21 protein-coding genes and 1 pseudogene are annotated in these 21,668 nt (G+C 63.4%); 14 read left to right on the forward strand and 8 right to left on the reverse strand.

The features are described from left to right. Positions 1-41: 41 nt before the first annotated feature. The gene (locus U5A58_RS31785; RefSeq protein WP_321964379.1) at positions 42-683 is read right to left on the reverse strand and encodes an XRE family transcriptional regulator; all 642 of its coding nucleotides are present in this window, start codon (positions 681-683) and stop codon (positions 42-44) included. A 102-nt stretch (positions 684-785) separates the two neighbouring features. Between U5A58_RS31785 and U5A58_RS31790 the strand changes: the two genes are divergently transcribed. Genes U5A58_RS31790 through U5A58_RS31805 form a run of 4 tightly spaced genes read left to right on the forward strand, consistent with a single transcriptional unit; the run spans position 786 to position 5,241 of the window. Continuing rightward, entirely contained in the window at positions 786-2,072 is a 1,287-nt protein-coding gene (locus tag U5A58_RS31790) for an MFS transporter (RefSeq protein ID WP_321964380.1), read from the forward strand. Between the two features lie 26 nt (positions 2,073-2,098). Continuing rightward, positions 2,099-3,625: an amidase gene (locus U5A58_RS31795; RefSeq protein ID WP_321964482.1), complete on the forward strand. Its 1,527-nt coding sequence runs from the start codon at positions 2,099-2,101 to the stop codon at positions 3,623-3,625. A 2-nt stretch (positions 3,626-3,627) separates the two neighbouring features. After that, on the forward strand, positions 3,628-3,981 hold the full coding sequence (locus tag U5A58_RS31800; protein ID WP_321915231.1) for a RidA family protein: 354 nt from the start codon (positions 3,628-3,630) through the stop codon (positions 3,979-3,981). 27 nt (positions 3,982-4,008) lie between these two features. After that, positions 4,009-5,241 carry an FAD-dependent oxidoreductase gene (locus U5A58_RS31805; RefSeq protein WP_321939541.1) on the forward strand — a complete coding sequence of 411 codons (1,233 nt, stop codon included), beginning with the start codon at positions 4,009-4,011 and terminating at the stop codon, positions 5,239-5,241. A gap of 34 nt (positions 5,242-5,275) precedes the next feature. Here the strand turns inward: U5A58_RS31805 and U5A58_RS31810 are convergent, their stop codons facing one another. Genes U5A58_RS31810 through U5A58_RS31820 form a run of 3 tightly spaced genes read right to left on the reverse strand, consistent with a single transcriptional unit; the run spans position 5,276 to position 7,762 of the window. After that, a complete protein-coding gene (locus U5A58_RS31810; protein ID WP_321964483.1) occupies positions 5,276-6,064 on the reverse strand; it encodes a MipA/OmpV family protein in 789 nt (262 codons plus the stop codon). After that, a complete protein-coding gene (locus U5A58_RS31815) occupies positions 6,064-6,969 on the reverse strand; it encodes an alpha/beta hydrolase (RefSeq protein ID WP_321964484.1) in 906 nt (301 codons plus the stop codon). The genes U5A58_RS31810 and U5A58_RS31815 overlap by 1 nt, the downstream gene beginning before the upstream one ends. Positions 6,970-6,985: 16 nt before the next feature. Beyond that, positions 6,986-7,762, reverse strand: a complete 777-nt coding sequence (locus U5A58_RS31820; RefSeq protein ID WP_321964381.1) for a DUF4118 domain-containing protein — start codon at positions 7,760-7,762, stop codon at positions 6,986-6,988. 559 nt (positions 7,763-8,321) lie between these two features. On the opposite strand from U5A58_RS31820, the gene U5A58_RS31825 reads away from it, so the two are divergent. Continuing rightward, the gene (locus tag U5A58_RS31825) at positions 8,322-8,828 is read left to right on the forward strand and encodes a hypothetical protein (RefSeq protein ID WP_321964382.1); all 507 of its coding nucleotides are present in this window, start codon (positions 8,322-8,324) and stop codon (positions 8,826-8,828) included. A gap of 151 nt (positions 8,829-8,979) precedes the next feature. Further along, positions 8,980-9,177 carry a hypothetical protein gene (locus tag U5A58_RS31830; RefSeq protein WP_321964383.1) on the forward strand — a complete coding sequence of 66 codons (198 nt, stop codon included), beginning with the start codon at positions 8,980-8,982 and terminating at the stop codon, positions 9,175-9,177. A gap of 7 nt (positions 9,178-9,184) precedes the next feature. Here the strand turns inward: U5A58_RS31830 and U5A58_RS31835 are convergent, their stop codons facing one another. Continuing rightward, entirely contained in the window at positions 9,185-10,207 is a 1,023-nt protein-coding gene (locus tag U5A58_RS31835) for a hypothetical protein (protein ID WP_321964384.1), read from the reverse strand. A gap of 346 nt (positions 10,208-10,553) precedes the next feature. On the opposite strand from U5A58_RS31835, the gene U5A58_RS31840 reads away from it, so the two are divergent. Further along, positions 10,554-11,348 (forward strand): HpcH/HpaI aldolase family protein, encoded by a 795-nt coding sequence (locus U5A58_RS31840; RefSeq protein ID WP_321964385.1) that lies wholly within the window; start codon positions 10,554-10,556, stop codon positions 11,346-11,348. Positions 11,349-11,489: 141 nt separating this feature from the next. Here the strand turns inward: U5A58_RS31840 and U5A58_RS31845 are convergent, their stop codons facing one another. The 3 genes and pseudogenes from U5A58_RS31845 to U5A58_RS31855 all read right to left on the reverse strand — a co-directional run. Beyond that, a complete protein-coding gene (locus U5A58_RS31845) occupies positions 11,490-12,077 on the reverse strand; it encodes a YSC84-related protein (protein WP_321964386.1) in 588 nt (195 codons plus the stop codon). A 416-nt stretch (positions 12,078-12,493) separates the two neighbouring features. Then, complete coding sequence (locus U5A58_RS31850; RefSeq protein WP_321915221.1) at positions 12,494-12,817, reverse strand: HdeA/HdeB family chaperone; 324 nt, start codon at positions 12,815-12,817, stop codon at positions 12,494-12,496. 259 nt (positions 12,818-13,076) lie between these two features. Next, positions 13,077-13,196 (reverse strand): annotated as a pseudogene (locus U5A58_RS31855) (DUF3300 domain-containing protein); the annotation flags it as partial. Between the two features lie 310 nt (positions 13,197-13,506). Between U5A58_RS31855 and U5A58_RS31860 the strand changes: the two are divergent. The 7 genes from U5A58_RS31860 (at position 13,507) to U5A58_RS31890 (ending at position 21,628) form a co-directional block, all read left to right on the forward strand. Beyond that, positions 13,507-14,679, forward strand: a complete 1,173-nt coding sequence (locus U5A58_RS31860) for a patatin-like phospholipase family protein (protein WP_321964387.1) — start codon at positions 13,507-13,509, stop codon at positions 14,677-14,679. Beyond that, positions 14,676-15,416 carry an acetoacetate decarboxylase gene (locus U5A58_RS31865; RefSeq protein ID WP_321964388.1) on the forward strand — a complete coding sequence of 247 codons (741 nt, stop codon included), beginning with the start codon at positions 14,676-14,678 and terminating at the stop codon, positions 15,414-15,416. The genes U5A58_RS31860 and U5A58_RS31865 overlap by 4 nt, the downstream gene beginning before the upstream one ends. A gap of 116 nt (positions 15,417-15,532) precedes the next feature. Next, positions 15,533-18,274: an MGH1-like glycoside hydrolase domain-containing protein gene (locus U5A58_RS31870; protein WP_321964389.1), complete on the forward strand. Its 2,742-nt coding sequence runs from the start codon at positions 15,533-15,535 to the stop codon at positions 18,272-18,274. Between the two features lie 206 nt (positions 18,275-18,480). Continuing rightward, on the forward strand, positions 18,481-19,386 hold the full coding sequence (locus U5A58_RS31875; protein WP_321964485.1) for a S1C family serine protease: 906 nt from the start codon (positions 18,481-18,483) through the stop codon (positions 19,384-19,386). Positions 19,387-19,404: 18 nt separating this feature from the next. Beyond that, positions 19,405-20,073, forward strand: a complete 669-nt coding sequence (locus U5A58_RS31880; protein WP_321964390.1) for a response regulator transcription factor — start codon at positions 19,405-19,407, stop codon at positions 20,071-20,073. A gap of 342 nt (positions 20,074-20,415) precedes the next feature. Then, on the forward strand, positions 20,416-20,700 hold the full coding sequence (locus U5A58_RS31885) for a DUF3303 domain-containing protein (protein ID WP_321915214.1): 285 nt from the start codon (positions 20,416-20,418) through the stop codon (positions 20,698-20,700). A gap of 115 nt (positions 20,701-20,815) precedes the next feature. Next, positions 20,816-21,628, forward strand: coding sequence for a class I SAM-dependent methyltransferase (locus U5A58_RS31890; RefSeq protein WP_321964391.1), 813 nt, complete (start codon positions 20,816-20,818; stop codon positions 21,626-21,628). Positions 21,629-21,668 lie beyond the last annotated feature (40 nt).

Genomic DNA, 21,668 nt, shown 5'->3' on the forward strand with positions numbered 1-21,668 from the left:
AACGTGACGCCGCCGCTCGAAAGCGGCGGCGTCACCCTCGCTCAGAGCGTTTCAGGAAGCCGGTGTGAGTCGTTGTCCACGCAACAGACCAGCACCTCGGCATCCTCGGCACCCGTGCTGAGGTACACGTGCCCCACGGCGCTGTCGAAGTAAAGGCTGTCGCCGGGCGACAGCTTGAAGACCGTGCCGTTTTCAAAATGCAGTTCCAGCTCCCCGCCTAGCAGGAACAGAAACTCCTCGCCGCTGTGGCGGATGTAATCGGGAAACGCGTCCATCGTGCGAGCGTGGATGCGTCCGCGCATCGGCACCATGCGCTTGCCGGTGAGGTCGTTGGCGATCATGCCGTACTCGTAGTTCGGCGTGTCGTAAATCATCTGCTTGCCCGCGCGCGTGAGCGACGGCTTCATCGGGCCGGCCGCCTTGCGCTTCCTGCGTCCGAATATCGTGTCGAAGTCCACGTTCAGCGCATGTGCGAGCGCCGCGAATTTGTCATACGTGAGCGCAATATCACCGCGCTCGGCCTTCGAAATGGTCGAGACCGCGATGCCGGACAACTCCGATAGCTGCATCAACGTCAGTTCGCGCGCCTTGCGCGCTTCGCGCAGACGCGCGCCAACGGCTGCGTGATCGATCTCCGTCGGGGCCTGCTCAGTTGCGATCTCTTGTGCTGCGCGCTTTGTCATGGAAGGGACGGTTCCCGGTTAGGGGTTTTGTCGTATACGAGAATTATTTTTTTCTCGTATATGATAACTCGCATCTCGACTCCCCTTTGAAGGAGCAGCGTCGTGGCCTCAATCGCACTGGGAAAAGCCGGCCTATCGAAGGGCCAGGTCATTGCCGCCACCACACTGGGCACGGCGCTCGAGTACTACGATTTCACGATCTACAGCTTCTTCGCGATCCAGATCGGCAAGCTGTTCTTTCCTTCCGCGTCGCCGGTCAATCAATTCTTGCTTTCCATCGGCCTCTTCGGCGTGGGCTTCGTGGTGCGTCCGCTGGGCGGCATCGTCATCGGGGCCTACGCGGACCGCGCCGGGCGCAAGCGCGCCATGGTGCTCACCATCATGTTGATGGCGCTGAGCTGCGCGCTGATCGCCTGCGCGCCGCCGTATGCGGTGGCGGGCATCGCGGCGCCGCTGATCGTGCTCGCGGCGCGCCTGATTCAGGGCTTCGCTGCCGGTGGCGAGTTCGGCCCCGGCACCACGCTGCTCGTGGAATATGCGAGCGACACAACGCGCGCGTTCTTCGCGAGCTGGAACTTCGCGGCGACGGCGCTTGGCCTCGCGCTCGGCGCGGCGGTCGCCACGCTCGTGAATGTGCTGCTGCCCAAGGAGGCGGTCGATAGCTGGGGCTGGCGCATTCCGTTCCTCGTGGGGATCGTGGCGGCGCCGGTAGGCATGCTGATTCGCCGCCGCCTGGAAGAAACGCTGAGCGCGGCGCCCGCGCACGGCGCCAAGCGTAGCGGCGCATTGAAGGCCGCGCTCACTACGCACCTCAAGCTCACGATACTCGGGACCTTCGCCGAACTCGGCGGTTCGGTATCCATCTACATCACCGCGTTTTTTCTGCCGAACCATGCCGTGCGCGTGCTTCATCTTTCATCCACGGCGGCGGTCGCGTCGGGTGTGGTCAGCTCGCTCGTGCTGTTCGTCTCCGCGCCGCTCGTGGGCAAGCTCGCCGACCGCTACACCCGCAAGCGCGTGCTGGTGATCTCGCGCGTCGTGCTGCTGCTGAGCGTGTATCCCGCGTTCGCATGGCTTTCCGCCGCGCCTTCCATGGCGCTACTCTGCGCGGTCTCCGCTTTCCTCTCCGTGTTCGTGGCGGGGCAGGTCGTGCCGGTGCTCGTGATGATCCCCGAACTGTTCCCGCGCGAAGTGCGGGCGACAGGCATTGCGCTCACCTATGTCGTGAGCGCCTCGATCTTCGGCGGATTTTCGCCGCTTGTGGCAAGCTGGATCGTTGCGCGCACAGGTAATCCGCTCGCGCCCGCCTGGTATGTCGCGGCTGCCTGCGCCATTTCGCTGATCCCGCTCGTCTGGCTGCGCGACCGCACCGGCGAGGCCATCGGCTGAACCTCATTTCATCAGGAAACCGAATGATGATTGACAAGACCGAACTGGTCAGTCTGTCCGCCGTCGAACTGCGCCGCCTGATCGGCGCAAAGGCCATTTCGCCCGTTGAACTGCTCGATGCGTGCATCGAGCGCATCGAAGCCGTGAATCCGGCCGTCAATGCGATTACGGCAACGTGTTTCGATGCCGCGCGCGAAGCGGCCAAAACCGCCGAGCAGGCCGTCATGGACGGCAAGCCTCTTGGCTTGCTGCACGGTTTGCCGCTCGGCGTGAAGGATCTCGAAGATACGGCGGGCCTGCTCACGACCTACGGCTCGCCGATGTCACGCGGCCACGTGCCGTCTCGTGACGTGGTGCTCGTGGAGCGCTTGCGCGCGGCGGGCGCGATTCTCGTGGCGAAGACGAACGTGCCGGAGTTAGGCGCGGGCGCGAATACGCGCAACCCTGTGTGGGGCGCGACGGGCAATCCGTTCAACCCCACGCTCAACGCCGGCGGTTCGTCGGGCGGCTCGGCGGCGGCGCTCGCGTGCGACATGTTGCCGGTTTGCACCGGCTCCGATACCGGCGGGTCGCTGCGTATTCCAGCGGCGAAGTGCGGTGTCGTGGGCTTTCGTCCGTCGCCGGGGCTCGTGCCCAATTCGCGGCGCCTGCTCGGCTGGACGCCGATCTCGGTGGTTGGGCCGATGGGGCGCGACGTCGCCGAAACAGCGCTGCAACTCGCGGCAACGGCGGGCGAATCGGCGGGCGATCCGCTGAGCTACGCCGTGGACGCCAACGCGTTCGCGTTTCCCCCGCATATCGATCCATCGACGCTGCGCATCGGCTATACCGAAGACTTCGGCTGCTGCGACGTCGACCCGCAAATTCGCGCCGTGTTCCGCGCGCGCGTGGCGGAACTCAAACGCATCGTCCACACGTGCGAGCCCGTGGAGTTCGATCTTGGCGACGTGCATCGCTGCTTCGACGTGATCCGCGCGGAAAGCTTCGTCGCGGGCCTGCATACCGCGTACACGCGCGACCCTGGCGCGCTTGGCCCGAACACGCGTGCGAACTACGAAATGGGCGCGAAGATGTCGCTCTCGGACAGCGCGTGGGCGCAAGCCGAGCAAACGCGCATCTTCCAGCGCTTCCAGAGCGCATTCGCGCGCTACGACGTAATCGTTTCGCCCACCACGCCGGTTACGCCATTCCCGTGGAGCGAACTGTACGCCGCGCAGATCGACGGCCGCGCACAAGAGAACTACTATCGCTGGCTCGCGCTGACTTATGTCGTCACGCTCACCACCCATCCGGCGCTCGCGCTGCCGTGCGGCATGGATCACGCAGGCATGCCGTTCGGACTCCAGATCGTTGGACCGTTCCGCGGCGACATGAAGACGCTAGCGGTCTCGCAGGCGCTGGAAACGGCGTTTTCCGCGTATCCTGACTTGCGTCGCCCGCGCCCCGATATCGCGCGTTTGGCGCAAGCCAATCCGGCGCTGACTTCCATCGTGACGGCGCCTCCCATTTACAACCCAACCGGCGGCGACGCCGCGGGTCTTTCGGCGGTATGAACATGAGCAACGACATTCAAAGACTGCAAACCAATGCGCGCATGAGCCAGGTCGTGATCGCGGGTGGCGTGGTCTATCTCTCGGGCCAGGTGCCGGATACGGCAGGCGCGCCGATCGACGTTCAGGCTACCGAAATTCTCACGCGCATCGACAAGCTGCTCGCATCGGCAGGCGTGGACAAGACGCGCGTGCTGAGCGCAAATGTGTGGCTGAGCGACCCGAAGCATTTCGACGCCTTCAACGCCGTATGGGATGCATGGGTGCCGCAAGGCCACGCGCCCACGCGCGCCTGTGTACAGGCATTGCTGATGCGCCCGGGCCTCGATGTCGAAGTGGCCGTCACCGCGCTCGCCTGAGCGCCTTCGAGCCAGGAACATTGCGTGATGAAATTCGATTCGGTCGTGCTTGGCGGCGGTATCGTCGGTGTGTCGGTGGCCTTGCAGTTGCAGCGGCGCGGTCTTGCGGTCGCGCTCGTGGACCGCAGGGCGCCGGGCAATGAAACCTCGCACGGCAACGGGGGATTAATTCAGCGCGAGGGCGTCTACCCCTACGCGTTTCCGCGCGAGCTTTCTACGCTGCTGCGCTACGCGCGCAACCGCTCGACAGACGTGCGCTATCACCCGGGGGCCATGCCGAAGCTGCTGCCTTTTCTTTATCGTTACTGGCACCATTCGCGCGCCGACCGGCACGCCGAAATTGCGCGCGCGTATGCCACGCTCATCGAGCATTGCGTGACCGAGCATCGCGCGCTGATCGAGGCGGCGGGGGCTGAGGCGCTCTTGCGTACCAACGGCTGGATGAAGGTGTTTCGCAGCGCGGCCGCCATGGACGCCACGGTGGCCGAGGCACAGCGCTGGCAGCGCGAGTACGGCGTGGGTCACGAGGCGCTGGACGCCGCGGCGCTGCGTGCCGCCGAGCCCGCACTGAGCCACACACTGGTGGGCGGCGTGCGCTACACCGATTCCGATTCGGTTAGTGATCCGAAGGGACTGGTCACGGCCTACTCGAAGCTCTTCGAGCAGCTAGGCGGCCGTGTGCTGGTGGGCGACGCCGCGACGCTCGAACCATCGTGGCGCGTCATGACGCAGGACGGTCCCGTGCTGGCGAAGTCGGCGGTCATTGCCATGGGGCCGTGGTCGGGCGATCTCACGGCGCAGCTGGGCTACACGCTGCCGCTCGCCGTGAAGCGCGGCTATCACATGCACTATGCGGTTGCGAATGGCGCGAAGCTGAACCAGCCGGTGCTCGACGCCGAAGCGGGCTTCCTGATCACGCCGATGCTGCGCGGCACGCGCCTCACGACCGGCGTTGAACTCGGCTTGCGCGATTCGCCCAAAACGCCCGTTCAGCTCGAAGCGGTCGAACCGCTCGCGCGCGGCATCTTCCCGCTGGGCGCGCGGCTCGACGCCGACCCGTGGCTGGGCCGGCGCCCCTGCACGCCGGACATGATGCCGATCATCGGGCCCGCGCCCAGGCACGATGACCTCTGGTTCGCCTTCGGTCACGCGCACCACGGTCTCACGCTTGGCCCGGTCACGGGGCGCCTGATCGCGGAAATGATGACGGGCGCGCCGACCGTGGTGGACCCCCGGCCATTCCGTGCCGAGCGGTTTTGACTCGCAGCGGCGAGGCGAGACCCGGCGTACGCGTTCAGAACCGGTAATTGAGCCCCGCGAACGCCGTGATTTCGCGGCGGCTCTCGGTGATCGGGCTGTCGGCGGCGTAATGCTGGAGGCGTCCGAACGTCGCGTTCACCGAGCCGACCCAATGCTTCGAAAAGTCGTGCGTCATGTAGAACGTCATATGCACATCGCGAATGCCCGCGCCGGGCGAATAGGCCGGCAAGCCGGATGCCGCGCTCTGGTCAGGCGTTACGCCGAATAGCGTGCGCGTGTACACGCCATTGGCCCACGTGAGCCCCGGTCCCACCGAAAAGAGCCACCCCGTCAGCGGCAGCGACACGTAAAGATCCGCCGTTGCCGTCGTACCTTGCCCGTGGCCGCTGATGTCCTGATACATGGCCACGGCGCCCGTGAACGCCCACAGCGTGTAGTCGGCGAAGAGGCGCAGCTTCGGGCCGTCGTCGACATTGCTCAGGCCATGCAGATGCGGGTCGTCCGACACGGTGCGCGACTGGAAGTCGAAGCTCAGCGAAGCACCCACATGGTAGTTCGGCGCCGAAATCACGTTCACGCCCAGCACGTCCGGCCCTTGCGAGAAGAAGCGGTCGCGGTAGGAGATGTCGAGCGACGGGAACGGATAGACCTTCATGTGGCGCGCGCCCGGATACTCAGGCGCGAAATACGCGCCGGGGCCGATCGAGATTTTCCACGGCGAGTCGGTCGTGGCGGTGCTGGACGTATCGGCGTCGGCCCACGCGTGCGAGGCCAGGGTCAGCGCGGCCACGCACGCCAGCCCTTTCAGTGCTACGGCTTGCATCACGTATTTTTCCTTCCCACTGCCGCCAGTTGGCGCAGACGCCGGGCAAGCGCCTTGGAGACGACCGGCGCGTCCTTCGCGCCGCGCGCGACTTCGCTCTCGCGCAGGAACAGGGCCGTTTCGCGCGCAACGATCTCGCGTTCGTTGTCCGAGGTGATCATGTGATACGAATCGTCGAGCCACAGCGTGCGCAGGAAGTTCGAGCCGATACGGTCGATCACGTGGCGCGGATTGCGCGGACTCGATGTTTCGTCGTCGATCGCGTGGATGACGAGCGCGTCGTTCTCGATTGCGGGAACGTCCTTGCGGGCCGCGCGTGCGAGGCGCAGCGCCTGATGCAGGGCGGGCAGGGCAATCGTCGAGGGACCGACTTCACTAAAGTCGCTGCGTTGCATGGCGCGCGCAATTTTCTTGCGCAGCGCTTCGTTACGCACACCGAACGGTTCGGCCTCGCGATAGCGGTAGCGGTGGCGCAACGGCGTGAAATACGCCCAGTCGAGCAGGAAGCGATACCACGGGATCGCCCAGCCGTCGTAGGCGAGCGTGAGCGAAAGCAGGACGAGCGACTGCGCCGCGGGCCGCTCGCGAATCAGACGCAGCGCGAGCGCGCCGCCAATCGAAAGCCCGCAGATCGAGACGCGCTCGTAGCGTGCCGCGAGTGCGTCGAACTCGCGCGCGGCGTTTTCGATCCATTGCTCCATCGGCAACTGGCCCGTGCCGGCGCTATACCCGTCGATCACGGGCGCACACACTGTGAATCCTTCGCCTTGAAGATAGCGCGCGAGATAGCGCAGTTCGATTGGCGAGCTGGACAGGCCGTGAAGCATGAGGACGGCGTGGCCGTCGCCTTCGCAGAAAAAGCGCGTGGATTGCACGGCTGGCGCATCGGTCGCGGCCAGCTCCATTTCGAGCGTGGCCATGTCAGCTCTCCGTGCGCAGCACGAGAAAATCGCCTGCGTGAGTGGTGAAACGTTCGCAGCTGCAGTTGGCGTGACGGTATTCGCGCTTGTGCTGCTCGCTGCGCAAACGCACGCGATGATGGCCCGGCGAGAGTGCGTGGGTCAGGCGCTGCACGTCGTCGGGATGCAGGGCGTCGAAGAGCGGGCCAGGCGCAACTTCGGCGGCGGCCGGCAGCGCTTGCGACATGCTCTGCCCTACGCTCGCTCGCTGGGCGGCATTGCGCTCGAGGCCCTTGATCAGGATGAACCCCTCGTGATGCTGCGCGAGGTGGCGCAGCAGGCGATGCGTCTCGTCGATGGCGCGGCGGGCGCGCGCGCGCTCGTTATCCTGACGCAGCAGCATTTCATAGCGGGACTGCGCGACCGAGGCGATCAACTGCGCGCGGAACTGTTCGCGCCGCAGGCGCTCGATCAGCGTGATCACGAGCACTGTGACGAGCGGATACGACACCAGCAAAATCAGATCGTGGGTGTCGAGATACGTAATGTAGTTGTAGGGCGGCACGAACATATAGTCCGCAACGGCGAGACCGAGCACCATCACGGTCAGCGCAGGCGCGAGGCCGAGGAAGTATTCGACCAGCGAAGCGGCGATACAGAACGTCGTGCCCGGCATCATCGGGCCGAGCACGGGATGCAGAGCGAAACGGATGGCACTCGCGAGCGCGAGCGCGCCAGCGGCAATACACCAGCGGCGCGGGCCTCTTGGCGCCCACAGGCGGGCGTTACGGACTTTCATGATTTCCCGGGTCGCCCGCCTCGTGACGGGCTGTTGCGCGCGTATTGCGCATGGGCAATCGCAGACGCTCTAGTTGTAAGCAGTGCAAGGAATTCGACAGGAACGGCGGAACGGAGCGGCGGTGACCGACCAATTACTGTCAGTGCTCCGACGGATTTTGCGTCCGGAATATTACCACTGTTTACAAGCATGCGATTGGCGACTCCGGACCGCCGGAAACCGCGACGCGACACAGGCTGGCACGACGGCGGCTCGGGAACGGCAGCGGAGGTCCTGGCAGTCGATTGTCCAGGGCATCAAATCCATTGAGAAGACGGGCGAGTTCCAGTCTCGGTAAAGCCGCGAAGTCAGAATTGCTAAGCAGAACGGAGATTCCATTCTGATGGAGAGAAGCGACTGAATTGAGTTGGAGCGGGCGGCGCCGTTGCCGACGTGAAGATGCGGGCGCAAGACGAGGGAAGACCCCGATTGGTCGTACTTCTGATTGATCTAGACTCCAGGGGCGAGTGTCGCGCGTCGATTCGATGCGGCACCAGTTTTCCAACGCAGATTCCGTTCCATGAAGCATCCGATCCAGGGATGGCTTTTGGGTGTCTTTCTTCTGGCGCTCGCCAGCGTCTCGGCGGCCGAACCCGCCAAGGCGGCGCACACCCAGAAGCCAGTCCAGAAGCACGTCCAGAAACACGCGAGGGGCCACGACGCCCCGAAGCACGCCGTCGCGGCCGCGCCTGCGCCGGCGGCGCCTTCAGTATCCTTGCCCGCCATTGCGAAGCGTTACGAATACCAGTCGCCGTTTGAAAGGCAGTACAACGCGCGTTTGGGGAAAACCACCGCTGCAACGCCTGGCACTCCGGACTACGCCAATAGCGCACTCGATGCGGCGGGCAATGGGCTGCGCGCGCCCGGAGCCCAGGTCGACAGTAACGGCATCCCGAACCAGGCGCTTCATCCGCAATCGCCGCCGCTCGTCTCGGTTGGCGACTGGGACCTCTCCGCCGATGCGCATCTTCCGCTCACGCGCTCGCACGATACGGGCGCGGCTATCAGCGCGCGGCACGGGTTCTAAAAAATCCCCCGCCGCCCACTTCCTTACCGCCGCCAGGTAATCGGTAAGGGATTGCCGTTGTCACACGTTGCTCCCGGGAATGCGGATAAGGCGAGCCAGTAAGCTGACAAGCTCACATCCCGCAAAAGAATCCTCCCCGGACCCACGCCTTATGTCACAACGACGCCCAACCTGTTCGCGCATCCTGGGTCAACTCCTGCTCCCCGTGCTGCTCAGCTCGACGCTGATGCTGCAAGGCTGCGCCACGACCGCAGAGAACATCGCCCTGGGTTTGGGTATCGGCTCGGTCGGCACCATCTCCGCGCTGGGCTGCCTGCTCGCCTGCCAGATGAACGACGCGCGCTGGTAAGCGGCGCTCAGTAGTACATCCACCGCCCGTACTGCGGCGACCAGTACACCCAGCGCGCCGGCGGTTGCTGGTACTGCGAGCCCCACGGTGCGGGCGGCGGGTAGTAAGCGGGCCGAGGCTGCGCGTACATGGGCGGCTGCTGCGGATATTGCTGCTGGGCGTATTGCTGCGCATACACCGGTTGCTGCTGCTGCGCATAGGCGGGCGGTTGCGCGTAGGCCGGCCGCTGAGGCGCATACGCCGGCTGCTGCTGGGCATAACCGTACGGCTGGGGCGGCGGTGCGTATTGCTGGATCTGCTGTTGGGCCTGGACCTGGGGCGGGACGCGTGGTTGCGCCGGTTGAGAATAGGGTTGGGCGTAACCCTGGCCTTGCGTCGAGTAGATCTGCGCGGAGCGCGGCGGCTCCGATTCGTCGACGGCTTCGTCGTTCGCCAGCGACTCCGGCGGCGCAACGTCGTCCTGCGCGGGCGGCGTTGCCGCAACAGCGTGGTGGTTGGCGCCTGCCTGCGCATAGGTGCGAGGCTGCGGCTGTGCTTGCCGGGCAGCCTGCGCGGGCGCTGCGCTGGCGTTGGCAACGTTCGCGTGTGCAGTCGTCTGCGCGGGCGCTACCGCTTCGGCCGGGGCCGCGGCGGTGGAGTCCTGCACGTCTTGCGCCTCTTGTGCTTCCTGGGTTCCTTGCGCGCCTTGTCCGCCTTGTTCATCCGCGAGCGGCTTGACCACCACCGGCACGGTCATGACCGTCGAGACCTCGCCCGCGTCGCTATATGTGTGCTTGATGTCGAGGATCGGCTTCTGGGCTGCTGCGCCGGCTGCCTTCTTTGCGGGCGCTGTAGCCGGCGCCGCGGCAGGCGCACCCGCCTGCGCCATCTCCTCCCTGGCTGCCTTGTAGCCCCGGTCGTAGGCCGCCTGGACTTCGCGGTCCTGCGCCGCAGCTTCTTCTTCCTTGCTATACGCGTGGGACGCTGCCGATATCGCGCAGCCCACTGCAAGCAATGCGAGGGCCGTCGCGTGCCTTGCGGTCGTGTCCATGGCGGGACCTTTATTTCGTTTTTCGATGATCTAATCGTACTACGCGGCCGATGACATTCAAGCGGCGGGAAACCCCTTGAGTATGCGGCCGAACGCAAGCGCTCAACCCCGGCGACGCTTGCGCCAGCAACCACCGCCGGCACCCGGTCGGGCGGCTCGGCTCGGCGCCGGCTGGATGACGTCGAACACGCGGCCCTCGGTAATTTATTTCATTTTCCTTTCGGGCTGACCGCCGGCGATGCGGGACAACAGGCATTCGCCCAGCGATCCTGGCAGACCGCCTGGCAACGCCGTCGCGCCATGCATAGACTGATTGGCAGCGAGCGCGTACGTGCGAGGAGCCAAAATGACGACTGCTATTCCGGCGCCCGGTGGCATCAACCGGCTGAAATCGATGTGGCGAAATGGCCAGGCGACGCTCGGCGCGATCGCGACAATGCCGTCAGTTCAAACCATCCAGATCATGGCGCGCGCCGGTCTCGATTGGGTTCTTATCGACATGGAGCATGGCGCAATCGATGCGGGCTCGGCGCACGCGATGATCTGCGCGACCTCCGGCACTCCCCTTGTCCCGCTTGTTCGGGTTGCCGCAACCGATGCGTGGCACGCCAAGGTCCCGCTCGACCTCGGCGCTCTCGGCATTTGTTTTCCGATGACGACGACCCGCGCTGCCGCGCAGGCGGCGGTCCGGGCGGTCCGCTACCCGCCCGACGGCGATCGCTTCTGGGGGCCGTTCTACGCGCCGCCGAGATGGGGTTTGTCGATGCGCGAGTATCTGGATTGCGCAGACAAGGAAGTGCTCGCGATTGGCACGATCGAGCATGTCGACGCGATCGGCAATATTGGCGACATCGTCGCGACGCCCGGACTCGACCTTGTCTTCATCGGACCGGGGGACCTTGCAACCAGCATGGGACACCGAGGCAAGACGGATCTTCCAGAGGTGCAAGCGGCGATCGCGCAACTCGAGGCGCCCATATTGAAGAGTCAGGTTTCGCTCGGCGGCGTCGCGCCGAACGCCGACCTGGCGAATGCCATGATTGCACGCGGCTACCGTGCGATCGTCGTCGGTATGGACTGGTCCTTGCTCCAAAGAGGAATCGCATCGGCCGTTGACGGCATTCGTCGGTTAAAAGCCTGATGAGCGCAGGCGCCGCTATCGGACCATGGTCCGATAGCGGGCCTCGCGAGCGGAGCGCCATTGCTCGCCTCAGCGTGCCGGCGGCAGGCGCACTTCGGGGGGCAAATGCAGCATGCGCGAAGTGGCTGAGTGCAGCCGTCATCAGATATCCAGGGGCGATACGTTGGTTCCCTGCAGTGACAGATTGGCCATCAGTCCCGCGTTGGTCAGCACAATGCACTCGACGGGCTCCGTAGCCGTGGTCGCGTCGATCACGCCGTTCGCGCCGACCCTCACGAGCGCAACCGACGAATCGACGCCAGCCGTCCAGCCTTTCGAACTACGAAACTTCGCGAGCGCATCCTGAGTCATGAACAGGAAGATAAGCGCCTTCGACTGCGCGCCGACCTCGAAGCCAAACGAACCGGAAACGGTGCTGTAGTAGCCAACCGAGGCGCCGCCGACGCGTAACGCGCCCTCGCCATATCGCGCCCCGACGATGAAGCCGGCTTCGATGATCGATGGAAAGACGAGAATCCCATTCGCCTTGGCAACGAGTTCTCGCGATCCGCCCACCGTGGTGTAGAGCCGGGACATCGTGCCGTCGACGCCCGCATCGATCGATTGACGCTTGTCCGAGTTACCAGCGGCTGTTGGCGCCGAGTTTCCCGTCATCGTGCATCCGGTTAGAGCGAAACCTGAGAGCGCGATCGTGGCCCCAGCGGCACACAGAACATTTCGTCGATTCATTGTCGACTCCTTGGTGCTTCGGTCACGTATCACGCAAGCCAATCGTGCGAGCGGCGTCACGCCTGCGCCCCAACACGCCTGCTTGAGTCATGGCGGCTGCCCATTGGCCGTTGGCGTGCGTGCGGTTGCAAACGTCGATGCCCCGCGCAGGTTTCACCGCGTGATGCTGCGCGTGACAGGCAAGCGCTTTGCGCCCGTGTTCGTTTTTCTGCGAATCCGTCACGGGCGACCGGAAAAACGCGTAGTCCTTATCAACAGGCGATTGCGTGTTGTCGTGATTGGCAAACCTATACCGGAACGACATGAATCGCCCAATGTACGGCAGCCAAGGAAGGGCTGCGCGACGGGGCCGTCGATGCAATTCCCGCCGTGAATTCCCGGCAGTCCGGCAACACGTGAAAACCAGAACCGCTCTTTCAATGGTGCTCAAAGAGTTTGATCTGACCACTCTTGTACATCTCTTTGACTTTTGTATGGAGCGATGCCTTCGGCGCCTTCTGGCATTCGGCAACAATTGCGGCCACCGGCGTTGCTGTGTCTTCCACCATGGTGTCGGTTTCCGTGACACCGAGCTTGTCTACTCCGACCAGGTAATAGACGACAGCCGGCCGGTAGACTTCGCCGACGGCAAGGAAGTCCTCGCATTTCATCTTCAGAGGATTGGTTTTTGTGGGCGCCTGAGCCCATGACGGTAGCGCGAGGGCTGAACCCAGTAGCAGGGCAACAACGGTACGGATCATCTTGCACTCCTGGAAGTTTCCACACGAAAAAGCCGGAAACTTTCCGCTGGTGCTCTAAACAACGAGAGAAACCGCGGGAAAGCTGACCCGACCTGTTTCGCAGCAGGTACGCGAAGCCTCTGCTGTTCGTGTCTCTTAGGATGATCAGTATTGACACTTGCACCAAAAGTACAATAGGACCTTAGTCCAACATCATGCATGTTGGGCGCGTAGCTTGAACTTGCTTCGCGCCATGCCATCCTGCACGCAGTCCTGCGCACGCGAGAAACGCGTCGCCAAGTTGCTCGACCCACTCCGGTTTCGAGCCCATCGTGGCAATCACCTGTGCAAAGGCAACGAGCGACTGTACGCTCGGATCCCACGGCTCCGATGCGACCGCTGCGCTTTGCGCACAGACTGCGGTGGGCAGCATGACCGTCACGATGAGCAGCGCGGCTGCGAGCGTCGCGCAAAGGAGCGACGCACCGCGGTTTTTCGCGTGCCCCAGGCAGATATACATCCGCCTGGAAAGCGGAGAGGCTGGCGGGGATAGGACCAAGGTCCGATTGTTCACGGGCAGGGGGCGACGTAGGCTCTTTTAGCTCCTTGATCGTCGGCGCGATCTGGTGCGGTGACATGTCCATGCAGGCGGCCTTGCCTATGGAGGCCAGTTCGATCGATCGCAGCATCGCCCACCGCCGGGGACCACCATGGCCCGTACACGCAAAGCGGCAGCGCCCATCCCCTCGCTGCCCGTCGTCAAATTCGACAACACGATCCTCGTCCTGCAAGGCGGTGGCGCCCTCGGTGCGTATCAGGCCGGTGTGTTCGCAGGGCTCGCCGAAGCGGGTATCGTTCCCAACTGGGTCGCGGGTGTGTCGATCGGCGCGATCAACGCCGCGCTGATCGCCGGCAATCCGCCCGAGCGCCGCGTCGAGCGACTGCGCGAATTCTGGGAACGCTCCTCGGCATGGGCGCCTTTCAAGCCGCCTTCGTCGCTCGATTCGATGCGCCCCCTCTTCAACTTGTACAGCGCCGCTTCAGCGGTTTCCTTCGGCATTCCAGGATTTTTTTCGCCCCGCATGCTGCCGCCGTTCATCGCGCCCGAGGGGTCACTTGCGGCGCTGAGTTTCTACGACACCGAGCCGCTCAGGGCCACGCTGAACGAGCTGGCCGACTTCGATCTCATCAACAGCAAGGCGGTGCGCCTGTCGCTCGGCGCGGTCAACGTCTGTACAGGCGAGTCCGTGTATTTCGACAACACGAAAACGCCGCTTGGTCCCGAGCACGTCATGGCGAGCGGCGCGCTACCGCCCGGTTTTCCGCCCGTGCAAGTGGACGGCGAATGGTATTGGGATGGCGGCATCTCGTCGAACACGCCGCTCTGGTACGTGGTCGACGAAGCCTACCGTGAAAGTGGGCTCGTGCTGCAGATCGACGTGTTCAGCGGCGCGGGCGCGCTGCCGCAAAACCTGAGTCAGGTGCAAGAGCGGATGAAGGACCTGCAGTACGCCAGCAAGACGCGCTTTAACGCCGCCCGCGTCAAGCAGCAGGAGGCGTTGCGCGCGTCGCTGCGGCGCGTGCTGGCGATGCTGCCAGAGGATGCCCGGTCAGACCCGGACGTCGAGCAGCTTGCCGCGGTCAGTACTCGTGGCGAAGTCATGCTCGTGCATTTCACCAACCGCCACGACACACGCTCCTCCGACTTCAAGGACTATGAGTTCTCGCGCGCGACCGTGCTGGATTTGTGGGAAGGCGGCCATAGCGACGTGCGCCACGCGATTGCCACCGAGGCCTGGCGCAATGCAACGGAAATGGCGCAAGGCATCCACGTTTGCGACCTCACACCGACGAATCCTGCTCAACGGGAGCCACCAAGATGACTGAATCCGAAGTGCTGGAGCGTGCATTCGCGATGCCGCTCACGAGCCCGGCGTTTCCCCCGGGCCCCTATCGATTCGTCGATCGCGAATTCCTGATCATCACATACCGAACCGACCCGGACGTGCTCGCTAGCGTCATTCCGGCTCCGCTGGAGATGACGGACCCGATCGTGAAGTTCGAATTCATCCGGATGCCGAACTCGACGGGCTTCGGCGACTATACCGAGAGCGGACAGGTGATTCCTGTGAGGTTTCACAACGAGTTAGGCGGCTACGTCCACGCCATGTTTCTCGACGACGAGGCGCCGATCGCCGGCGGGCGCGAAATCTGGGGGTTTCCAAAGAAGCTCGCGGCGCCAGTGCTGCACGTCGAAAAGGACACGATCAGCGGCGTGCTTCGATACAACAACATCCCGATAGCGGTCGCAACGATGGGCTACAAGCATCGCCCGGTGCCGACCGAAAAAATGCTCGCCTCGCTCACGGCGCCGAACTTTCTCCTGAAAATCATTCCCCACGTGGACGGCACCGTGCGCATCTGCGAGCTTGTGCGCTACTTCTGCGAAGACGTCACGGTGAAGGGAGCCTGGGAAGGGCCGGCCGCGATCGAGTTGTTCCATCACGCGCTCGCGCCGGTTGCGGCGCTGCCGGTGCTCGAGGTTATATCGGGCGTGCATATTCTGACTGACCTGACACTCGGGCTTGGCACGGTGGTGCACGACTATCTCGCCGGGTAACGCGACGGCGGGCGCCGCGCTCGCTGCGTACAGCAGGCTGGCCATCGCCCGGGCGATGCGTGACGCGACGTGAGTCATGTCGGGCGTTCTCAGCGTGCGTCGCGACGGAGGCAAACATGTGTCCTGCAATGAACGACGCGACAGAAGAAGAAAAGCGTCTGGACGACGCGCGTACTGCGCAAGTGCCGTGGAAGAAGTGGGGGCCTTATCTCAGCGAGCGGCAATGGGGGACGGTCCGCGAGGACTACAGCGCAGACGGCGACGCCTGGAATTATTTCACCCATGATCAAGCGCGCTCGCGGGCCTATAGATGGGGAGAAGACGGGATCGGCGGGCTTTGCGACGACAAGCAAAGGCTGTGCTTCGGGTTGGCGCTCTGGAACGAATGCGATCCAATCCTGAAAGAGCGCCTTTTCGGCCTGACCAATGGCGAAGGCAATCACGGCGAGGACGTGAAAGAATATTATTTCTATATCGATAGCACGCCTACGCACTCGTACATGAAGTATCTGTACAAGTATCCGCAGAGGGAATTTCCGTACCGGGATCTGGTTGAGACGAACGGAAAGCGATCGCGAGACGAATTCGAGTACGAACTGATCGATACCGGCGTTTTTAATGATGACCGGTATTTCGACGTGTTTGTCGAATATGCGAAGGCGGCCCCGGAAGATATCTTCATACGCGTTTCGGTGTTCAACCGCGCACGGGAAGCGGGGCGTCTTCGCGTCCTGCCAACGCTATGGTTTCGCAACACCTGGTCGTGGGGCTACGACGATTGCAAACCGTCGCTAGCCGAAGCGGATACCGGTGTGATTCGTGCAACGCATCAGGACTTGGGCGAGTACTGGCTCTATTGCGACGGCGCGACAGAACTGCTCTTTACGGAAAATGAAAGCAACGCACAGCGTTTGTGGAACCAGCCCAACGCATCACCTTATGTGAAGGACGCGTTCCACGCCTATGTCATTGCCGGGCGGCGCGAGGCCGTGAACCCGGCTCGGACCGGGACCAAGGCCGCAGCGCAGTACGTGTGCGATATACCCGGCGGCGGCAGCGCGATCATCAGGCTGCGGTTGTGCGCAGCCAGGCAAGACCATGCGTTCGATGAATTCGCACGTACTTTCGACGAGCGTATCGCGGAGGCAGACACGTTCTACGAACGTATTGCGCCGAAGGTGCTGTCCGACGACGAGAGAAGGGTGCATCGGCAGGCCCTGGCGGGCATGTTGTGGAGCAAGCAGTACTACTACTTTGATCTCGATCTGTGGCTGCGCGAGCACCGGAGTCATCCCTTGCTCGAAGCCAGCCGGCACACGGTGCGCAATACCGACTGGTATCACATGCTGAACGCAGAAGTGATCTCCATGCCGGACAAATGGGAATACCCTTGGTTCGCTGCGTGGGACCTGGCTTTCCATACCATTTCTCTCGCCGCTGTCGATTTCGATTTCGCGAAGGAGCAACTGCTGTTGATGCTGCGCATTCTGTATCTTCACCCGAGTGGGCAGATACCGGCCTACGAGTGGAACTTCAGCGACGTCAATCCACCCGTGCATGCCGCCGCGACGCTCTGGCTCTACAAGTATGAGAAAGCGCTGGGACGCGCTGATGCGCGCTTTCTCGAGCGCTCGTTCCAGGGGTTGATGCTCAATTTCAACTGGTGGGTGAACAGGAAGGACCCGTTGGGCCGAAGCGTCTTTGCCGGCGGCTTTCTTGGACTCGACAACATTGGCGTGTTCGATCGCAGCGCGCAGCTTCCGACAGGTGGCTCGCTTGAGCAGGCGGATGGCACAGCGTGGATGGCGTTTTATTGCCAGTGCATGCTCGAGATGGCGATGATCCTGGCCGAGTACGACCCCATGTACGAGGAACTCGCCTTCAAGTTCGTTCAGCACTTCATGTGGATTGCCTATGCGATGGATCGGCGCGGTAATCATCCGGACGACATGTGGGACGAGCAGGACGGATTTTTCTATGACCTGCTACGTTTACCCGACGGCCAGACGATGCGACTGAGAGTCAGGTCCATGGTGGGTTTGCTGCCGTTGTGCGCATCGACGGTTTTCGAGGCCGACGCACTTTCGCGTTGTCCGAAACTCATGGCGCTGATCGCGCAATTTCGAACGCGCTACCCCGAGCTGGTGAGCCATGTGGCGCCAACCGATGGTGGCTTCACCGGCCATAGAGGGCGCAGACTGCTTTCGATCCTGAATATGCGCAAACTCGAGCGCGTGCTCGGTTACTTGCTCGACGAGAACGAATTCCTGGGTCCGCACGGTATTCGTTCGTTGTCCAGACATCATCTCGACCATCCGTACGTACTCAACGTGAGCGGGCAAGAGTACAAGGTACAGTACCTGGCGGCAGAATCGAATACCGGCATGTTCGGCGGCAACTCGAACTGGAGAGGGCCGGTGTGGATGCCAGTGAATCTCCTGATCGTGAGAGCGCTGACGAATCTTTATGGATTTTTCGGCGACGAGTTCAAGGTTCAATGCCCGACGGGATCAGGGCAGATGATGACGCTATACGAGGTGGCGCAAGAGATCGTTCGCCGCCTGACGAGTACGTTTTTGCGCGGGCCGGACGGGCGGCGGCCCGTTTATGGCGGAACAGGCAAGTTCCAGAATGATCCGCACTGGCGTGACCTGATTCTGTTCTACGAATATTTTCACGGCGACAACGGCGCAGGCTTGGGCGCAAGTCACCAGACAGGCTGGACAGGGCTTGTCGCGCCGCTCCTGGACCTGTTCAGGCGTATCGACGCCCAGACCGTTCTGGAAAGCGATCGCTGGCGTGTCATGGCAGGCGTAGTCGGGCAGCGGCTGGACGGATCGCAGAGCGAGGGACGTTGAGGTCGGCTGGCGTCGAAAGGTTCTGCGGACGACGCTCACGCGTGGGGGCGGCCCGCTTGCCGTGGAGAGCCTTCGGCAACGAATTCCACCACGATCTACCGACTACCCATTTGGGTGGTGCGCGCCGCTTGTCGTTCTGTCATTGTGAACCCGCAAATGACAGGAGACTCGAAATGGAAACCCCTTCCTCGAGCGGAAGTCCCTTAGTGGATTTATCGGACAATCTGGCCGGCATTGCCGAGCGCGTCGGGCAGAGTGTCGTGGCAGTACACGGCCGGCATCGCGTGCCCTCAAGCGGGGTAATCTGGCGCCACGGCGTCGTCGTGACGGCTGCACACACGATCCGGCGCGAGGGCGGGATCGAAGTCACACTGAGCGACGGCCGCACGGTCGCTGCAGTCCTCGCCGGGCTCGATCCGGGCACCGATCTCGCCGTGCTGAAGCTGGATGGCGTAGACCTGGACCCAGTCGAAGCCGGCGATGCCCGCTCACTGAAACCGGGCCATCTGGCGCTCGCCGTCGCGCGTACCGACGAACTCGGCATCAGCACGGATTTTGGCGTGATCGGCAGCACCGGCGGCCCCTGGCGTACGTGGAGAGGTGGGCAACTCGATGTGTTCGTGCGGCTGGACGGCGGATTGCGCCCAGGTTTCTCCGGGGCGGCGCTTGCGGATATGCACGGGCAGGTCGTGGGCCTCTGCACGTCGGCACTGATGCGCGGTCCCGGCATGGTGATTCCCGGGGTGACGGTGGAGCGCGTGACCGACGAACTGTTGGCGAAAGGGCGCGTTTCAAGAGGCTACCTTGGCGTCGGCACGCAGACGGTCCGCCTGCCGGATGCCTGGGTAAGCAAAATGAATCTGTCGCTCAGTAGCGGATTGCTGATCAGTTCGCTTGCGCCGGGTGGTCCAGCAGATCAGGCGGGTGTGCTCATCGGCGATGTGCTGATCGAAGTGGACGGCGAACCTTGCCGCGACATGGACGATTTGTACGCCGTGCTCGGCTCAGCAAGCATCGGACAGCCGTTGCAAATCGCGTTGATCCGAGGCGGCGAGCGCCATACGTGCGCGGTCACAGTGGGCGAGCGCCCCCAACGGAATGCGTGCAGGTGAGGTCCCGGAAGCGGCGAAATGTCGGATCGACAGATGGTACACATAGGCCCGGTGCGCGTCGCAGTGATTGCGGCATCGTCGCAGGTGCGCGAGAACCTGCAAACGATTGTCGAGGCGCACCCGGCATTCAGCGTCATGGGTAGCGCAGCCGACGCCGACACGCTCGTCGAAAGTCTCGCAGGTTCGGTGCCGGATGTGGTCGTGATCGACAGCGAGCCGGATGAGAGCGACCCGCTCAAGGCACTGTTCGAACGCGAGCACACACCACCGGGGCTTGTTCTGTTGCTCGACGATCTGGATAGCGACTGGGTCCTTGACGCGCTGCCCACCGACGCGGCCGCGATCCTGTCGCGCAACGTGATGCCAGCCGAAATCGTCGCGTCCATCGAAGCCGTGGCCGCCGGCCTGTGCGTGCTGTCGCCCGACGTCCTCGCAAGGCTGCTGGCCGGGCGAAAGCCGTTGCGATGGACGGCGCCCAGCGGGCCGTTCGAAGCCTTGACGTTACGAGAAGTAGAAGTGCTGGCGATGCTCGCCGACGGACTCGGCAACAAGGAGATCGCGCGGCAACTCGACATCTCGGACAACACGGTGAAATCGCACCTCTCCACCATCTTCGGCAAACTCGGCGCGGCCAATCGCACCGAAGCCGTCATGCTCGCGATGCGGCACGGACTCATCATGGTGTAGCCGCGTAGCCGAAATTGCGAGGGCGGGTATCTGAGTGGAACGGTCGTTGCAGACCATCGCCAGGGGGCAGTGATTCGCCTTACCTGAGAACCATCGTCCGATCGCCCGGCAAGTCATCGAATTCGTATGTGCGGTGTCGCACACTTCGCTCACCGGGGTGGAGCCGGGGGCTATCTGGTTGACCTATCCTCGATGCTATCTCGTGGCTTCGCCCGACGACATGGACAATGCGAAGACTCCATGCGGGCAAGTGGGCGACGAACCGTCGCGATGTCGAGGCGTCCACCACCGTGTGCGGGCGTGCCACGAGCCGGCGTCGCGATCCTGGAGGGGACATTCGCCATGAAATTCATTGTTCAATGGAAAGGTGAGCCGGCAACGCAGCAGGCCGCAATTGAGCGCTTCATGAAAACAGGCGGCCAGCCGCCCGACAATGTCACGATGCTGGGTCGCTGGCATGCAGCCGGCGAGTTCAGGGGCGTGGCCATCGTTGAAGCGGCGGACGCCAGCGCGGTTGCGGCAATGACAATCCAGTGGGGGGATATCTTCTCCTTCACAACGGCGGCCGCACTGACTGACGAGGAACTCGGCGCTGTTTTGGCGTCTCAGCAACGGCCGGCAAACTGAAATCCACAAGCGTTGGATAGCCGGGGCCTGGAGCGCGCCGGAGGGGGCGCGCTCAGGGCATATTCACGTCATGCCTTGCCGCCGCCTTGGCGTCCGGCATCAATGCGGGGGCACCATGTCTGAGCGCGATCAGGTGTTTGCAGGCTCGATCCCGAAGTTCTACGACACGCTGATGGTCCCACTGATCTTCGAGGACTATGCCGCTGACGTGGCGGAGCTTGTCGCGGCCTCCTCACCCGACGCGGTGCTTGAAACGGCGGCTGGCAGCGGCGTGCTCACGCGGGCGCTTGCGCCAAAACTCCACGCCGGCGCGCGCTACGTCGTGACCGACCTCAATCAGCCCATGCTCGACCATGCGGCCGCCAGGCAGGTGTCTGATAGCCGCATCCAATGGCGGCAGGCGGACGCGCTCGACCTGCCGTTCGAAAGTCGATCATTCGATGTCGTTTGTTGTCAGTTCGGTGCGATGTTTTTTCCGAACCGGGTCCTCGGCTATACCGAGGCGCGCCGCATGCTCAGACCTGGAGGGCGCTTTATCTTCAATGTCTGGGACCGCATCGAAGAGAACGACTTTGCTGAAAACGTCACCCACGCCGTAGCCACGGTGTTTCCGCACGATCCTCCGGGATTCCTCGCGCGCACGCCGCACGGGTATCACGATGTTGCGTTGATCCGGGCGGAGTTGAGGCGCGCAGGGTTCGCCGACATCGAGATCGAGACACGCGAGAAAGTGAGTCGCGCGAACTCGGCGCGCGACGCTGCCATCGCCTATTGCCTGGGGACGCCGCTGCGCAACGAAATCGAGGCGCGTGACGCCAACTTGTTTGAACTCGCTGTGGATCGCGCTACGCAGGCAATTGCCCGTGTCCATGGCGAAGGCCCGGTCGCCGGCAAGATCCAGGCGCATGTGATCGTGGCGTCAGGATAGTGGAGTTTCGGCGCGGGCCTCTCGAGCGGTGGCGAGCGCG

The organism is Paraburkholderia sp. J7 (genome assembly GCF_905220155.1).
Lineage (GTDB): Bacteria > Pseudomonadota > Gammaproteobacteria > Burkholderiales > Burkholderiaceae > Paraburkholderia.

What these genes read in the sequence shown, in the direction of transcription:
- U5A58_RS31785 (WP_321964379.1), bottom strand. Translation starts at nt 683, where the DNA reads ATGACAAAGCGCGCAGCACAAGAGATCGCAACTGAGCAGGCCCCGACG.
- U5A58_RS31795 (WP_321964482.1), top strand. Translation starts at nt 2,099, where the DNA reads ATGATTGACAAGACCGAACTGGTCAGTCTGTCCGCCGTCGAACTGCGC.
- U5A58_RS31800 (WP_321915231.1), top strand. Translation starts at nt 3,628, where the DNA reads ATGAGCAACGACATTCAAAGACTGCAAACCAATGCGCGCATGAGCCAG.
- U5A58_RS31805 (WP_321939541.1), top strand. Translation starts at nt 4,009, where the DNA reads ATGAAATTCGATTCGGTCGTGCTTGGCGGCGGTATCGTCGGTGTGTCG.
- U5A58_RS31810 (WP_321964483.1), bottom strand. Translation starts at nt 6,064, where the DNA reads ATGCAAGCCGTAGCACTGAAAGGGCTGGCGTGCGTGGCCGCGCTGACC.
- U5A58_RS31815 (WP_321964484.1), bottom strand. Translation starts at nt 6,969, where the DNA reads ATGGAGCTGGCCGCGACCGATGCGCCAGCCGTGCAATCCACGCGCTTT.
- U5A58_RS31820 (WP_321964381.1), bottom strand. Translation starts at nt 7,762, where the DNA reads ATGAAAGTCCGTAACGCCCGCCTGTGGGCGCCAAGAGGCCCGCGCCGC.
- U5A58_RS31825 (WP_321964382.1), top strand. Translation starts at nt 8,322, where the DNA reads ATGAAGCATCCGATCCAGGGATGGCTTTTGGGTGTCTTTCTTCTGGCG.
- U5A58_RS31830 (WP_321964383.1), top strand. Translation starts at nt 8,980, where the DNA reads ATGTCACAACGACGCCCAACCTGTTCGCGCATCCTGGGTCAACTCCTG.
- U5A58_RS31835 (WP_321964384.1), bottom strand. Translation starts at nt 10,207, where the DNA reads ATGGACACGACCGCAAGGCACGCGACGGCCCTCGCATTGCTTGCAGTG.
- U5A58_RS31840 (WP_321964385.1), top strand. Translation starts at nt 10,554, where the DNA reads ATGACGACTGCTATTCCGGCGCCCGGTGGCATCAACCGGCTGAAATCG.
- U5A58_RS31845 (WP_321964386.1), bottom strand. Translation starts at nt 12,077, where the DNA reads ATGAATCGACGAAATGTTCTGTGTGCCGCTGGGGCCACGATCGCGCTC.
- U5A58_RS31850 (WP_321915221.1), bottom strand. Translation starts at nt 12,817, where the DNA reads ATGATCCGTACCGTTGTTGCCCTGCTACTGGGTTCAGCCCTCGCGCTA.
- U5A58_RS31860 (WP_321964387.1), top strand. Translation starts at nt 13,507, where the DNA reads ATGGCCCGTACACGCAAAGCGGCAGCGCCCATCCCCTCGCTGCCCGTC.
- U5A58_RS31865 (WP_321964388.1), top strand. Translation starts at nt 14,676, where the DNA reads ATGACTGAATCCGAAGTGCTGGAGCGTGCATTCGCGATGCCGCTCACG.
- U5A58_RS31870 (WP_321964389.1), top strand. Translation starts at nt 15,533, where the DNA reads ATGTGTCCTGCAATGAACGACGCGACAGAAGAAGAAAAGCGTCTGGAC.
- U5A58_RS31880 (WP_321964390.1), top strand. Translation starts at nt 19,405, where the DNA reads ATGTCGGATCGACAGATGGTACACATAGGCCCGGTGCGCGTCGCAGTG.
- U5A58_RS31885 (WP_321915214.1), top strand. Translation starts at nt 20,416, where the DNA reads ATGAAATTCATTGTTCAATGGAAAGGTGAGCCGGCAACGCAGCAGGCC.
- U5A58_RS31890 (WP_321964391.1), top strand. Translation starts at nt 20,816, where the DNA reads ATGTCTGAGCGCGATCAGGTGTTTGCAGGCTCGATCCCGAAGTTCTAC.